This window comes from Priestia sp. D51, from assembly GCF_053345675.1.
Map to the genome: position 1 here is coordinate 1220167 of NZ_JBLTIR010000001.1, position 13589 is coordinate 1233755.

16 protein-coding genes are annotated in these 13589 nt (G+C 35.0%); 12 read left to right on the forward strand and 4 right to left on the reverse strand.

The window, feature by feature from the left end:
* Positions 1–379: 379 nt before the first annotated feature.
* Positions 380–1567 carry an MFS transporter gene (locus tag ACNHOZ_RS06445; RefSeq protein WP_447697065.1) on the forward strand — a complete coding sequence of 396 codons (1188 nt, stop codon included), beginning with the start codon at positions 380–382 and terminating at the stop codon, positions 1565–1567.
* Between the two features lie 227 nt (positions 1568–1794).
* Complete coding sequence (locus tag ACNHOZ_RS06450; protein ID WP_447697066.1) at positions 1795–2214, forward strand: MarR family winged helix-turn-helix transcriptional regulator; 420 nt, start codon at positions 1795–1797, stop codon at positions 2212–2214.
* Between the two features lie 179 nt (positions 2215–2393).
* Here ACNHOZ_RS06450 and ACNHOZ_RS06455 read toward each other — a convergent pair whose 3' ends face one another.
* Positions 2394–3272 (reverse strand): LysR family transcriptional regulator, encoded by an 879-nt coding sequence (locus tag ACNHOZ_RS06455; RefSeq protein ID WP_447697067.1) that lies wholly within the window; start codon positions 3270–3272, stop codon positions 2394–2396.
* A 283-nt stretch (positions 3273–3555) separates the two neighbouring features.
* Between ACNHOZ_RS06455 and ACNHOZ_RS06460 the strand changes: the two genes are divergently transcribed.
* The 4 genes from ACNHOZ_RS06460 (at position 3556) to ACNHOZ_RS06475 (ending at position 6871) form a co-directional block, all read left to right on the forward strand.
* The gene (locus ACNHOZ_RS06460) at positions 3556–3834 is read left to right on the forward strand and encodes an ArsR/SmtB family transcription factor (protein ID WP_034267237.1); all 279 of its coding nucleotides are present in this window, start codon (positions 3556–3558) and stop codon (positions 3832–3834) included.
* Between the two features lie 357 nt (positions 3835–4191).
* Positions 4192–5382 carry an MFS transporter gene (locus tag ACNHOZ_RS06465; RefSeq protein WP_394553998.1) on the forward strand — a complete coding sequence of 397 codons (1191 nt, stop codon included), beginning with the start codon at positions 4192–4194 and terminating at the stop codon, positions 5380–5382.
* 74 nt (positions 5383–5456) lie between these two features.
* A complete protein-coding gene (locus ACNHOZ_RS06470; protein ID WP_394553996.1) occupies positions 5457–5735 on the forward strand; it encodes a hypothetical protein in 279 nt (92 codons plus the stop codon).
* A gap of 935 nt (positions 5736–6670) precedes the next feature.
* Entirely contained in the window at positions 6671–6871 is a 201-nt protein-coding gene (locus ACNHOZ_RS06475; protein ID WP_033580115.1) for a cold-shock protein, read from the forward strand.
* Between the two features lie 232 nt (positions 6872–7103).
* Here ACNHOZ_RS06475 and ACNHOZ_RS06480 read toward each other — a convergent pair whose 3' ends face one another.
* Positions 7104–7304: a cold-inducible protein YdjO-related protein gene (locus ACNHOZ_RS06480; RefSeq protein WP_048019379.1), complete on the reverse strand. Its 201-nt coding sequence runs from the start codon at positions 7302–7304 to the stop codon at positions 7104–7106.
* A gap of 493 nt (positions 7305–7797) precedes the next feature.
* A complete protein-coding gene (locus ACNHOZ_RS06485; protein WP_447697068.1) occupies positions 7798–8706 on the reverse strand; it encodes a DMT family transporter in 909 nt (302 codons plus the stop codon).
* A gap of 552 nt (positions 8707–9258) precedes the next feature.
* On the opposite strand from ACNHOZ_RS06485, the gene ACNHOZ_RS06490 reads away from it, so the two are divergent.
* The 6 genes from ACNHOZ_RS06490 (at position 9259) to ACNHOZ_RS06515 (ending at position 12636) form a co-directional block, all read left to right on the forward strand.
* Positions 9259–9564 carry a hypothetical protein gene (locus tag ACNHOZ_RS06490; RefSeq protein WP_048019381.1) on the forward strand — a complete coding sequence of 102 codons (306 nt, stop codon included), beginning with the start codon at positions 9259–9261 and terminating at the stop codon, positions 9562–9564.
* A 165-nt stretch (positions 9565–9729) separates the two neighbouring features.
* Positions 9730–10323 (forward strand): YdeI/OmpD-associated family protein, encoded by a 594-nt coding sequence (locus ACNHOZ_RS06495; RefSeq protein WP_048019382.1) that lies wholly within the window; start codon positions 9730–9732, stop codon positions 10321–10323.
* A gap of 142 nt (positions 10324–10465) precedes the next feature.
* A complete protein-coding gene (locus ACNHOZ_RS06500) occupies positions 10466–10837 on the forward strand; it encodes an iron chaperone (RefSeq protein ID WP_048019383.1) in 372 nt (123 codons plus the stop codon).
* A gap of 40 nt (positions 10838–10877) precedes the next feature.
* Positions 10878–11585 (forward strand): DNA alkylation repair protein, encoded by a 708-nt coding sequence (locus ACNHOZ_RS06505; protein ID WP_048019384.1) that lies wholly within the window; start codon positions 10878–10880, stop codon positions 11583–11585.
* A gap of 148 nt (positions 11586–11733) precedes the next feature.
* Positions 11734–12027, forward strand: coding sequence for an RNA polymerase alpha subunit C-terminal domain-containing protein (locus ACNHOZ_RS06510; protein WP_048019385.1), 294 nt, complete (start codon positions 11734–11736; stop codon positions 12025–12027).
* 123 nt (positions 12028–12150) lie between these two features.
* On the forward strand, positions 12151–12636 hold the full coding sequence (locus tag ACNHOZ_RS06515; RefSeq protein WP_048019386.1) for a tetratricopeptide repeat protein: 486 nt from the start codon (positions 12151–12153) through the stop codon (positions 12634–12636).
* A 263-nt stretch (positions 12637–12899) separates the two neighbouring features.
* On the opposite strand, the gene ACNHOZ_RS06520 is transcribed toward ACNHOZ_RS06515, so the two are convergent.
* Complete coding sequence (locus ACNHOZ_RS06520; protein WP_014458940.1) at positions 12900–13088, reverse strand: hypothetical protein; 189 nt, start codon at positions 13086–13088, stop codon at positions 12900–12902.
* Positions 13089–13589: the final 501 nt, after the last annotated feature.

Below are 13589 nucleotides of genomic sequence, written 5' to 3' on the forward strand. Positions count from 1 at the left end.
ACAGGGCACGAGCCGTTTGGATAAAGGCATCCGTTTCTTTTGATGTACCTTTCCTAGCACTGCTATATTAATTTCTCTGAACGTGTTCGGCTTTAACTCTCGAGAAACTACTTGTTCTGGCAGTAACAAGTAGTTTTTTTCGTTGTAATCGTAATTCCTAATCCTTCTTGTACCATACTTAAGGCTGTGTCATATGTAGTTCTTCACCGTCTTTTGTAAAACTTCCGGTTTTCGATATCTGAACAATAAGTTGAATTTGTGATTTTGTCATATCAATTTTGTTATATTCTATATAATTAATATGCATTTTATTTATGTTGAAACCTAATGTACCATAAAAGAGAATTAAACTTCAAGAAATCAACCGGAGGTAATTAGTATGGTCAATCGTCATAAATTGTTTCTACTTGCACTTATACTAGCTGCATTTAACCTTAGACCGGGTCTAACTTCAGTTAGCCCAGTCTTGCATGGAATATCGAAGGATTTAGGTATGAGTTCAACTTTAGCTAGTTTGCTCACTTCCATTCCTTTGGTATGTTTTGGTTTTTGTTCGTTATTTGCTGGTCGTTTAGCAAATCGCTATCAACCAGAGAAGATGATTACTTTTGCTATAACTTGCATAGGTATTGCAACGTTTCTAAGGGCCTTTACAAATTCCTCAATTTACCTGTTAATAACGGCTTTATTAATTGGTGCAGGAATTGGTGTTGTAAGCCCTTTGCTTTCTGGTTTCATTAAAAGTCATTTTCCAGACAAGGCAGCATCGATGATAGGCATATACTCTACTTCAATGGTAGTAGGTGCATCTATTTCTATTGGGCTAACGACACCACTTCAACACTGGTTCAATCATTCATGGAAAAATGGATTAGCATTTTGGAGTATTCTTGCGCTACTCGCTATTCCACTTTGGCTTGTGGTGATAAAACAATCTCGTATTCCTGCGAGTAATTTTTCACAAAAGACGAAGGTTTCTTTACCATTAAAAAATAAAAAAGCCTGGCTATTAACTTCTTTTGTAGGGATTGTAACTCTGTTGTTTTATTGTTTTTCAGCATGGCTACCAGCCATTGTAGAGGAAAAAGGGTGGACACCAGCATTTGGTGGTCTTGTAGGGACAATCGCTATGATTGCACAGCTACCAGCTACTTTTTTATTACCTAATCTTTTAAAAGTGCTACCGAGCAGAAGGTTTTGGATTACAGCCTTTACCTTAAGTATAATAATTGGTTTATCCCTTTTATGTTTTACAAACGTAACACCTATTGTTTCAAGTATATGTTTAGGAGTTGGTGCCGGTGGTCTTGTGTCGCTAACTTTGTTGTTACCATTAGATATGGCATCTTCCCCTATGGAAGCAAGTACTTGGTCAGCAATGACTCAAGCAATCGGATATATGATCGGTGCAGTCGGCCCGTTCATAATTGGATTTCTTCATGATTATCTAGGAAGTTTTGTTCCGACGTTATATCTTCTTATAATTATAGGGTTCATTGCCATCTTATTAGGATGGAAAATCACAAAACCAGCTAGGGGTAAAGCAGAGGGTCTACCTGTGAAATAAAAACCACGAAGTAAATCGTGGTTTTTATTTTAACTTTTGAGAAAGCCTATATAACAACTTTTAAAGTATAGAGTGATATTACTGTGTGCAAGAGGGGGGCCCATGAATACATTTGGTCAGATAAATAGTAGCGATTATATAGAATCACGCGTGGGTATCGCCTACTAATAAAGACTTATCTGACTCAATTCTTAATACATATTTTTCTATCTTTCTGAGGTGACGTTATGGATTTACATGATTTTACAAGCCATCTTATTCATCGTACAGATGTAAGAGCAATGAATTATTTCAAGAAAAAGCTCAAACCTTATGGCATGACTCCAGTACGATGGAGCATCATTAGCGTTCTAGACTCTCACAAAGGGATAACCCAAACAGAACTAGCAGAAGCAATTGATAAGAAACAAACAACTATTGTAGACATGATTTATGCGATGGAGGAAAAAGGACTCATAAAAAGAATGTACAGTGAACGAGATCGTCGCTTACACTATCTGTTTCTTACAGAAAAGGGGGAAGAGTTAAAGAAAACTCTTTTACCTTTAGTTAAAGACGCTCACCTCTTCGTCACGCGTCAGTTAAGTGATGAAGAAAATACTCAACTAAAGACATTGTTAAACAAGGTATATAACGGTATACAATAAGCGGTTTTACTGAATATTCCTTTCTCTAATCAGGATCCTATAAGGATTCTTCCATCATCCTTTTGTTTGATTAACAACGATTAAAAAGAGTAGAAATAAAAAAGACAGCCACTTTTTGAATCAACCGGCTGTCTTTTTTATATGCACTAAATAGCAACACATGTTTCTTTAAGTGCTATTTAAGCATCTTCTTGAGCAAAAAGAGTGAGAGCTGTTTGAATAAAGGCATCTGTTGCTTTGGATGTATCTTTCATATCTAGCACTGCTATATTGATATCTCTAAACGTATCTGGTTTTAATTCACGAAAAACGACTTGGTCTGGCAACCACCAAATATTTTGTTTCGTTGTAATGGTAATTCCTAATCCTTCTTGTATCATACTTAATCCTGTCTCTATATAATCCATTTCAAACCGTACTTTAGGAGTCAAGTTATACTCGTTGAATAAAGCATGAATTTGTACCTCATAACCGCATTTTCCAATTAGTATATCTTCACCTTGTAAGTCAGGAATACTTATTGTTTCTTTCTGAGATAAAGGATGGCTTGAGTGCATAAGTACAATCAGTTGATCTTTAATTAAAGGTACGGTATCAAAATCTTTATCAGGAGGAATAATAATTCCTACATCAATGCATTTGGAACGTAACCACTCTTTGACTTGATCTATATTACCTTCCGAAAGCTTGATTTCTATACCAGGATACTGACTTTCCATTGTACGTATGATCTTAGGAATAAACCTAGTACAAGCAGTTCGGTAAGCGCCAATGTGTACCTTCCCAATTTCTAACCCCTGTTCAGCTACAATTAATTCATCTACTTTTTGTAATTCACTCAGGATTGTTCTAAAAGTAAGTAATATGCGCTCTCCTACATCTGTAAAAGATAATCCATTCTTCTTATCTCTTTTAATTAACTTCGTTCCTAGTTGCGATTCAATTGTTGCTACAGCACGACTTACTGCAGGTTGTGTCATATGTAGTTCTTCACCGGCTTTTGTAAAACTTCCTGTTTCTGATATTCGGACAATAAGTTCAATTTGTGATTTATTCATATCAATTTTGTTATCTCCTGTATAATTAATATGCATTTCATTTGTATTAGAATCCAATGTATCATGAAAGAGAATTAAACTTCAAGAAATTAACCGAAGATAATTAGGATTAGCGATTGTAATAAATTATTTTCATTTGTGCTTATAGTACTGTTTTGAGGATTTTATTTTTAAAGTGCATTTGGCTTTAGCAGATGAGATCTCAATAGTGTATTTGCTACTGTAATGTTAGCTTGTACTCATATGATGTATCTAATTGATTTAGGAAAGCGGGGTGCTAACAATGGAGAATAACTCGAAGTTACAGCAAGCGATAAAAATATATAAAGCACTCGGTGAACCAACACGATTAAAAATTGCTCGTTTGCTTGCTAATGAAGCAAATTTATGTTGTTCGGATATTGGGACAAAACTTGAATCAATTGCTGGATCAACTCTATCCCATCACTTAAAACAATTAACTGATTGCGGACTTCTGAGTACGTACAAAGAAGGCACATATATATATTACAGCCTAGACCGTGAGTTAATTGGAAAGTATGCTCCATATGTGATGGAGTAATTTCTCTTATTTCTATATTTCTATACTTAAGGAAATATAGAAATAAGAGGTATGATTTTTCTTGTCTGGATTATGGCTAAAGTGCTTAATAGGTATCCTCATCTAAATTCTGAGTATATCCATTACTGGTACTTTAGATAAAAAGGCTAAAGCAAATCACTTATCGTTATCATAAGCGCGTTAAATTCATGGTGTGTCACCTTTATAAAACATTTTTTAAGAAACTGTAAAGGTCACTTTGTCTACGCGCAAAGATCAGCTCTTTACAGTTAACTTTTCAAACACTCGGTTAATTTACGAACTTAAATCTGTATTTCTAGAAATATCGAAATATAAAAACAAAAGGTGTGATTTATTTTGTCAAATATATGGAAAATTTATTTATTAGCTGCCATTAGTTTTCTTAATGGTACATCAGAATATGTTATTGCCGGAATCTTAGACAGAATTGCTGAGGCCAATAACATTTCAGTTTCATCTGCAGGACAGCTAATTACGGTGTTCTCAATAGCTTTTGGTGCAGGGACACCTTTTCTAATTGCTATGACTGCTCGACTGGAACGAAAAAAACTTCTCGTCTATGCTTTAACCGTTTTCTCTGTCATCAATATTCTTATTGCGATTATAACAGGTTATGAAATGCTAATGGCAGCTAGAATCATCTCTGCCCTTAGTGCCGGCGTTATTCAAGTTACGCTTTTAACCCTTGCTGCAGTTTTAGCAGCTCCAGGAAAGCAGGGAGGTGCGATTGCTACAGTTGTTACTGGGCAAAGTACTGCTTTGGTTGTAGGTGTACCTATAGGAAGAGTTGTGGCTTCGCATTATGATTGGAATGTAATATTCATTGGGCTTGGTTTAGTAGGATTACTTTTCGCCGCCTTAGCGTCGTTTACTATACCAAAAACAGTTGCTGAAGAACCTGTACCTTTGCGTGAGCAGTTTAAATTTCTTATGAAACCACGTATCTCAGCATACTTGCTCATCACGTTTCTATGGTTAGGTTCATATTCCATTGTATTTACGTACATTTCACCGTATTTCTTAAATACATTCGGAATGAGCAATCAAGGGGTAACTACAGCTCTCTTTATATTTGGTATTGCTAGCGCTATTGGATCCAAATTAGGAGGTTTTAGTACAGATAAGTGGGGATCATTTCGTACATTAACTGGAGGAATATTACTCCATGCTATTGCACTACTGCTATTCCCGTTTATCGGTCAATTTGCTTTTCTTTTCTATGTATTGCTTATTTTCTGGGCTCTTTCAGCTTGGTCTTCCGGCGCGCCAATACAATTTCAGCTTATAAGCCTTGCTCCTGCTGCAGCAAGCATTGTACTTAGTTTACACAGTGCTTTTGGACAACTTGGAATGGCAGCTGGAGCTGGTATCGGCGGTGTTGCTGTCAAAAATGGCTTGTTGAATTATATTCCTTGGATTGGGGCTTTTGCTCTTGCCGTTTCTGTCGTAGTAATCGTTGCCGACAACGTTCTATCTAAACGAAAACAGACTAAACAAACTCAAAGCAATCTTTGTATAGAAAAATAAAAGTCTCATATCTAAAGTAGCAAAAGGCCACTTGTTTTATACAAGTGGCTTTTTACGTTGGCTATTTTTTTGTTTTGAATCACTATACAAAGCGAACATCGATTAAATCGCTTAACCTCATTTTGTTCCTTCATAAACCATCCATTGAAATGAATAAGAAGGAAATTAGTAAACTCGCTTCAGCAGTAGCGGCTACGTATATGAAAGACGAAGAAGACATTGATTTTGTTCCCAAAGATGTTGAACTTTTAGGTGGAAAAGGTGTAAGTACAGTATTAGTCCACGGATATGCTAATGGTAAAGAGAAGAAAAAAGAGGTGTCTGTCACAGTAGATTACGGTGATGATTACTGAGTAACAGGGTACGGATACAACTAAAGAAAACCTATGTAGAAAACTCTGTACACCTTAATGGAAGCCTTACATACAAATAAACAAGTATACCTTAGATAGTATGTATAACAAAAACGAGATGCAAACGATTATGCATCCCGTCATGTGAAGAAGGAAAAATCAGCTTTTAATGTAGCATATGATCTTTAAGGAACACCTCATTTACGTAATTACATTGCCTAATGAAACAGTCACTTGAAAAAGTATATTCTCTTTAACAAACACCTCATTTAAGCATTGAGCTAAAAAAATATACAATGTGAACGAAATCGTTCTTGGTCTGGGACAAACACCTCATTTGTACAGTGATAAATGAATATTATTGTCTACCCATTATATATATTCTTACTACGTTCATGACTACCATCCCCTTATGAATCAAACATACATCGATTTACAATAAGGTTTTCTGAAATATGCCTGCTGTAGACACCTCATCCCAAATGTAAGAAGCTTTGTAATGATTAGTTGTAATCAATAACTTGTTTTCCTTCTTCCCTAATTAGAATATCCCAATAGCCTCTTTATAATTCAGTAAAGTTAACAGGTGTTTTTTGGATTACATATATCCTTTATTTATAAGAAAGATTAAATAGTGAATTATTATGAACAGCTATAATAAATGGAGATATATACATATTCGATTTATTCAATATATGCTACATATGCCTATCATGAGTCTTGGTAGGGGAAAGATGAATAGGTAGAACTTGTTGAAGGGGATATTTTTCTTGTTTGCTATCAATCCTACTATGTGTTACACTACAGATAACTTATTTTTGTTCGGTATATTGAGAAAAGAAAAAACCCTAAGTAGAAGTTTTTATCTTGAAATAGTATGTTTGGGCAAGATTAGTAATACATTTGTGGAGTATTCCACAGCAGGAGGCAACATTATGACACAAGGTACAGTAAAATGGTTTAATGCAGACAAAGGTTTCGGTTTCATCGAAGTTGAAGGCGGAGAAGATGTATTCGTTCATTTCAGTGCTATTCAAGGTGAAGGTTTCAAATCATTAGAAGAAGGTCAAAAAGTTACTTTTGATATCGAGCAAGGTCAACGTGGAGCACAAGCTGCTAACGTTCACAAAGCATAATTAAAAGTGATAAAAAAAGACTCCTATGAAGGGGTCTTTTTTTTATGGTGTCATAATTAGCATACTATTGGTTCAATAGAAAACCCAGGCTTTAAAAAAGCCTGGGTTTTAGACAAGACGATTGATACAAGGTTAACTAGTTATAGCATACAATAGAAATAGAAAGCAAAGATGAACCAAGCTTTTTTTATGGATAGATAGTGTTTAATCTTTTAGAAAGCATAGGTTTATATTATTTTTTATGCGGATTACGGGGGATTTTATCAATAAGCCGTTTTTTAACTTCCATCTGACTTTTACACAAAGGACATTTCTGATGCCTATCGTAAGAGAAGTCTTTCCTCATCCAGCCTTTACACTCTTCTACTGTACATTCCCAAATTTCTGTTTCCTCTTGAATCGGAGGTTCTTGATTTCTTTTACTATAATGCATATTAATCACTACTCCTCTCTTTAGAAGTATACCTTATAAAGAGAGCATAAATACTTTATACCTTTTATTTTGTTCATATTTCAATAGCATCGATCTCATATTTGAAAATAAGAGTGAAGTGAGAAGAAGCAGGGAAAGTTCCCTGCTTCTTTTTTTATATTGTGAGTTTAAAAATATTCCAATCGTAATATGATGTTGTTAAGAGGGGGAATGAATGTGAGTAATTTAGCACAGGAAGACAGAGAAAAAGAAAAAAAGAAAAAAAGAAAAGAAAAATGATGCTTATTGTTTTGACATTTGTGCTCATTATTGTAGCTAAAAAAGGCAGTCAAATAGAAGGCTGCCTTTTAAACAAAATTGAACAACTAGAATTACGTCTTATCATCACATATGATGAATTTCATTTGAAATATATCATATTCTGTAGTCCTTCAGTTTTTTAATTCCTCTCTTATAGATAACTTTAAAGACTCACATTGTAAAATCTACTTACTTAATTTTGTTTATTGCTAACAAGAGTGACATGCGGAGTTTTACCTTTTGATTTCCTAGATGAAAGATAAACGCCAGCAAAGATAATAAGTAGTCCAACGATTACGTTTGGAGTAATTGTTTCTCCAAGTAGTAAATAACCCCATACCATGGCCGAGGCAGGGATCAGGTAAGTAACCGTCGCTGCTAATTCAGGGCCACCATTTTTATTGATATAAAAATAGATTAACTGACCCAATCCTGAGCCAAAACAGCCAAGACCCACAATTGCCAGCAGCGGAAGTGGATGAATCAACAGATCTGATTTGAATGGTTCAGTAAACAACATTCCAATTAAACCGATGATAGCACCTGTTAGTAAGGTGAAGGTTGTTATAGTTAATACGCTCACCCCAGACAAAAACCGCTTTGTTAACTGCCCAGCAAGCCCATAGCAGATACAAGCAACAAGCATTGTTCCAATTCCAACAAACCCTTTCCCGAAAATCTGACCAAATTGAAAATCCATAAGGACGAGTATCCCGAAAAACCCGATAAGAATACCGATCCACTGACGTCCGGTAAGTCGATAAGAAAAAAGAATAAATCCGATAAGACCTGTCCAGATTGGAGTGGTTGCATTCAGAATAGAGGCAGTCGTACTGTTTATCTCAGTTTCGCTTAAGGAAATTAATCCCCACGCCAAACCACAGTTAAATATACCAATAACAATCAACGCCTTCCAGGGTAGTTTCTCTTTAACTTTTCTACGCTTCCACCATAGAAAAGGAAGCAAGATGATTGCACCTGCTAGACAACGAAAAAATACAATTCCCCATATACCAGCTGAGGGAAGCAGCCACTTCATAAATACAAAAGATAAACCCCAAATGAAACTAAGCCCAATTAAGGCTCCATACAATCGAAACATAATACACCTCCTTACTTCACTTATTATGGCAAATTTTGTTGATTATTTCATTCCGAAATTTTGCTTTGTAGAACATTTTCTCATGTTTTTTTTGTTATCTCGATATCTTTCTCTAGGTATATAAGGTGTTTCTTTTTTTATAAAATAATAAATTCGACGTTATTCATAGAAAAAATTTGGAAAACTTTAGAGTTTTCATTGAAAAAGGAACGTTTGTTCTTATATAATATAGAGAACGAATGTTCTTTTTTTGTAGGTTCTTTGGATCGAGTATGAGTAGCTACCAAACAGAGTCATTATATGTATCGACATGAAGGCATTCCTTGCTTTGTTTTGTTTTTCTATATTAAATGTAAATGTTGAAGAAGAAGAGGAGAAAATGAGATTATTGGTGGATATTGTAATAAGAGTGAAATAAGCCCACTCGCTTGCCAAAACGATTGTTTAAATTTGGCTTTCCCTTCAAGAACGCCCAACTATACCATCATCTTAAAAGGAAAAGGTAACCAATATATAAATTATATAAAATTAGTTTTCTAAGGAGAAATAACATTGAACTCTACACTCAATAATTCAGAAGATATAAAAAGGGAAGAAGGACAAAAGCAGCTGCTTGAAAAAAGTCTTCAAGCTCATAGAAATAAAAAATGGATAATCAACTTTACTTGTGCTATATCTTTTCTTTTAGCAGTATTATGTTTTTGCTTCCAAGTGCCAGACGCTATAATTATTACTGTTATCTTACTGTTCATGTGTGTAACTTTCCAAATCGCACATAAAATGTTAGATAGAAAAATAGAGCTGCGCTTGAAACGTATAAAGCAGGATCATAGAAAGATCATATTCAAGATAAAATAAACCCTAACTTCCTACTTGAAATGTTTATAATTTTAATAACTATCACGTCAGTTGAAGAAGGGCATTTCCTACATTTGAAGAATAGTAACACCATTAAATGAATTGACGGCTGACTATATCATTGCGAGAGCGACAGATTAAAAAATTGAATAGGAGTGTTCCTTGATGACAAATAGCAAAATGAATCCTAAGGTCGATGAATTTTTAACTAAAGCTAAAAAGTGGAAAGAAGAATATGAGACGTTGAGAAAGATTGTTCTTGACTGTGAGTTGACCGAAGATTTTAAGTGGATGAATCCTTGTTATACGTTTGAGAAAAAAAACATTGTTTTAATACATGGATTTAAAGAATACTGTGCGCTGCTGTTTCCTAAAGGTTCTCTGTTACAAGATTCTCATGGTATTCTAATTCAACAAACGGAGAATGTACAAGGGGCGCGACAAATTCGGTTTACCAATGTGCAAGAAATAGTTGAAAAGGAAGCTATCTTAAAGGCTTATATCTATGAGGCTATTGAGGTGGAAAAAGCCGGATTAAAAGTCAAAGCTAAAAAGCCTGAAGAACTCATTATTCCTGAAGAGCTACAGCATAAATTTGATGAAATACCTGATTTAAAAGATGCTTTTACTACATTGACTCCAGGACGGCAAAGAGCATATATTCTTCATTTTTCTGCGGCCAAACAATCTAAGACTCGAGCATCAAGAGTTGAAAAATGCATTCCAAACATTCTTATTGGAAAAGGATTAAATGATTAGTACATTTTATTTAAAACATGGCGAATATAAATTGTTAATGCATTTGAGTTAAAAATGAAATAGGGCTAAGTGAACTGACTGATGTTCGCTTTGTGTAAAAGTAGAGTAGATTAAAAAAATTTTTATTCTAGGAGAAGATGCTATGGAAGTTTTTGCAGAATATTTAGCGCGTATAGATAGCCCTGACCACCGTGACCGAACAGAGGAAGTTTTGGCTTGGATTGCTGATACTTTCCCGAATTTGGAACCACAAATGAAATGGAATACGCCAATGTTTACTGATCATGGAACATTTATCGTCGGCTTTGCCTCAGCGAAACATCATTTGAGCGTTTCACCTGAAGAAACAGGCATGGCGCACTTTAAGCATGACATCGCCCAGGCTGGATATAGCGCTACCAAAGGCCTGTTTCGAATTCTATGGACTGAGCCAGTAAACTATGAATTACTTAAGAACATAATCGAGTTTAATATGTTAGATAAGAAAGACTGTTCAACTTTTTGGCGGAAATAAAAAGCAGATTATGAACGGAGAAGAAGGAGGGTACAGAAAGATGGATTTTGAAATGGTTATGAAAGAACTTGAAGCGCTTGGTACGGAACGAATTAAAAAGACTTACATAAACAATGGTGCACACGATCCACTTTTTGGAGTGGCAACAGGAAAAATGAAGCCGATTGCAAAGAAAATCAAGAAAAATCAGGCTTTAGCTGAGCAGCTTTATGCGTCTGGCAATTATGATGCTATGTATTTTGCTGGTATCATTGCAGACCCAACAGAGATGACTGCGGAGGATTTTGAGCGTTGGATCGATAAAGCGTATTTTTACATGCTATCTGATTATGTAGTTGCGGTAACTTTGTCAGAAACCGATTTTGCGCAAGCTGTTGCTGATAGATGGGTGGCAAGCGATGAAGAATTGAAAATGTCGGCAGGTTGGAGTTGCTACTGCTGGCTTTTGGGTAATCGTCCTGACGATGAATTTAGCACAAGCAAGATTGCCGAGATGCTTAATCAAGTGGAAAATACGATTCACGATTCTCCAGATCGAACGAAATCGGCTATGAATAATTTTATCTATACAGTTGGTGTTTCATATTTGCCACTTCATGAAAAGGCGCTTGAAACGGCAAAGACAGTAGGTCCAGTCGAAGTTAAGAAGGATAAGAAAAAAAGTAGTATTCTTCTTGCGTGTGAAAACATTCAAAAGGATATAGATAGAGGACGACTTGGTTTCAAACGCAAACATGTAAGGTGTTAGCATGATTTGTAATGGAGCTGCGCTATCTGAAACGAGACTAATAATTAGCTTACTATACGTAGGATGTTTTGTTCCTTCACAAACCATCCATTGAAGAAGTGGCAGGGGATAAAAGCTAAAAAACTCTTGTGAAAAGGAGAGAATAAAAATGAAAACCCAAAAGGAAAATCTAAGAATCTGTCATAAAGGACACAAATATTATAAAAGCAGTAACTGTCCGACTTGCCCAACCTGTGAGCAAGAAAACAAACCTGACAATGGATTTCTTTCAGTGCTATCAGCACCAGCAAGACGAGCATTAGAAAGCAACGGGATAACTTCTTTGCAGCAGCTATCAACATTTAGTGAAAAAGAGATATTACAATTTCACGGTATGGGGCCAGCTTCTTTACCTAAACTTAGAGAAGCTTTGCAGACCAATGGGTTAGCCTTTAAAAATTAAACATCAAGGATAGTTAAAATAAGAAATAGATTGGGATAAAGTGTACGAATACGCTGAATTTCTGGATATGGAAGGGTGTTAAGAGATAAATAGGGGGAAAAAGAAGGGTTGGAGATTTAAGTGATGAATAACAAACTAGATAAAGCATTAGCGTTACGAAAGAATGGAAATCACAAAGAATCTAACGAATTGCTAAGTGAATTAGTTAAGGAATGTCCAGACAATGCTTTATATAACTATCAATGTGCTTGGAGCTTTGATGTATTAGGAGAAGAAGAAAAGGCAGTGCCCTTTTACGAAAATGCCATAAAGATAGGATTACCTCCTAAAGATATGGAAGGTGCAGTATTAGGATTGGGCAGCACATATAGAGCCTTGGGGGAGTATGAAAAGTCAAAAGAGACATTTTTAAAAGGAATAGAATTATTCCCAGATAATCATGTAATTAAAGTGTTTTATTCCATGACCTTATACAATTTAAAAGAACATAGCAAAGCGATGGAACTGTTACTGAAATGCTTAATAAGTACGACAAATGACAATGAAATACTAAGTTATAAAAAAGCCTTACATTTCTATTCAGATAAACTAGATCAGACTTGGAAGTAGCTTATAAAATTCACTGAAATATACGTTCCTTTCCTGAAACGAGGAGAGGACTTTTTTGTAACAATATTGGCAGGTCTCCTTTGATAAAATGACTTTTAAAATGATAGACTGTGAAGAAATACATTTAAACTATAGGAGGCTTTGTTGGGTAAGAAAGCCCTTACATATTATATATGTCTAATATGTAAGGAGCCCTATAAGAATTACATTTGAAATAGGAGATTCCTGCTTTGGATCTTGCGCTTCTTTCTTTGTTGAAGCACTTATGTTTGTACAACCCTATCCTTACTAAACTCTTCTTCAATTAGCTTATCCATGAGAAAATGATAAAAAACGTGATAATTTGTTTTAGTTAGTTTGTCCAGTTCCTGGTGAGTGATGATATTATGTTGGATTAGTAAACCTATAGCAGCTGATATACAATTTACTTTTAAATCTTCTTCCCCTAACATATAAATCACCTTCCCTTATTTACTAAGTAACCCATTCTATATAATAGGCATACTTAAGACACGGACTGATATAAGCTCTTTTCTCAAATTATTGCTCTCGTGCTGATAGAAAATGATGATAAAATGTTCTCAACACTTTTTGATGCATACTGTTATCTTTATATACTGCGCTTTCTTTTCCTGCAAAAAAAACCAAACGATTTAAATTTTCCCTTATTTTGGAATGTTGTATTTATTTTTAACAGTTAGAGAAGCTTTTGAGCGCTCATTATGTATCTGAATGTCAACACCAAGAACTTATGAATGCCATCCAAGGAAACTGAATAATGGACTTTATTTTAATTGGTTCTTATTATTTATCTTATGTAAATGCGGTTTTCCTGTAAGTGAAAAAGGCAACTTTAAATATGTCATAAACTTCCCTGTAGGTAATTATTAAATTATATAGGGAAATTTACAGCTCAATAAAATACTGTTATTACAAGTTAGTGAGGTAGAAGT

Bases quoted from the DNA above. Each gene is read 5' to 3' on its own strand.
- ACNHOZ_RS06495 (WP_048019382.1), top strand. From the start codon at position 9,730: ATGACAAATAGCAAAATGAATCCTAAGGTCGATGAATTTTTAACTAAA.
- ACNHOZ_RS06505 (WP_048019384.1), top strand. From the start codon at position 10,878: ATGGATTTTGAAATGGTTATGAAAGAACTTGAAGCGCTTGGTACGGAA.
- ACNHOZ_RS06455 (WP_447697067.1), bottom strand. From the start codon at position 3,272: ATGAATAAATCACAAATTGAACTTATTGTCCGAATATCAGAAACAGGA.
- ACNHOZ_RS06510 (WP_048019385.1), top strand. From the start codon at position 11,734: ATGAAAACCCAAAAGGAAAATCTAAGAATCTGTCATAAAGGACACAAA.
- ACNHOZ_RS06475 (WP_033580115.1), top strand. From the start codon at position 6,671: ATGACACAAGGTACAGTAAAATGGTTTAATGCAGACAAAGGTTTCGGT.
- ACNHOZ_RS06515 (WP_048019386.1), top strand. From the start codon at position 12,151: ATGAATAACAAACTAGATAAAGCATTAGCGTTACGAAAGAATGGAAAT.
- ACNHOZ_RS06480 (WP_048019379.1), bottom strand. From the start codon at position 7,304: ATGCATTATAGTAAAAGAAATCAAGAACCTCCGATTCAAGAGGAAACA.
- ACNHOZ_RS06500 (WP_048019383.1), top strand. From the start codon at position 10,466: ATGGAAGTTTTTGCAGAATATTTAGCGCGTATAGATAGCCCTGACCAC.
- ACNHOZ_RS06485 (WP_447697068.1), bottom strand. From the start codon at position 8,706: ATGTTTCGATTGTATGGAGCCTTAATTGGGCTTAGTTTCATTTGGGGT.
- ACNHOZ_RS06460 (WP_034267237.1), top strand. From the start codon at position 3,556: ATGGAGAATAACTCGAAGTTACAGCAAGCGATAAAAATATATAAAGCA.
- ACNHOZ_RS06450 (WP_447697066.1), top strand. From the start codon at position 1,795: ATGGATTTACATGATTTTACAAGCCATCTTATTCATCGTACAGATGTA.
- ACNHOZ_RS06520 (WP_014458940.1), bottom strand. From the start codon at position 13,088: ATGTTAGGGGAAGAAGATTTAAAAGTAAATTGTATATCAGCTGCTATA.
- ACNHOZ_RS06445 (WP_447697065.1), top strand. From the start codon at position 380: ATGGTCAATCGTCATAAATTGTTTCTACTTGCACTTATACTAGCTGCA.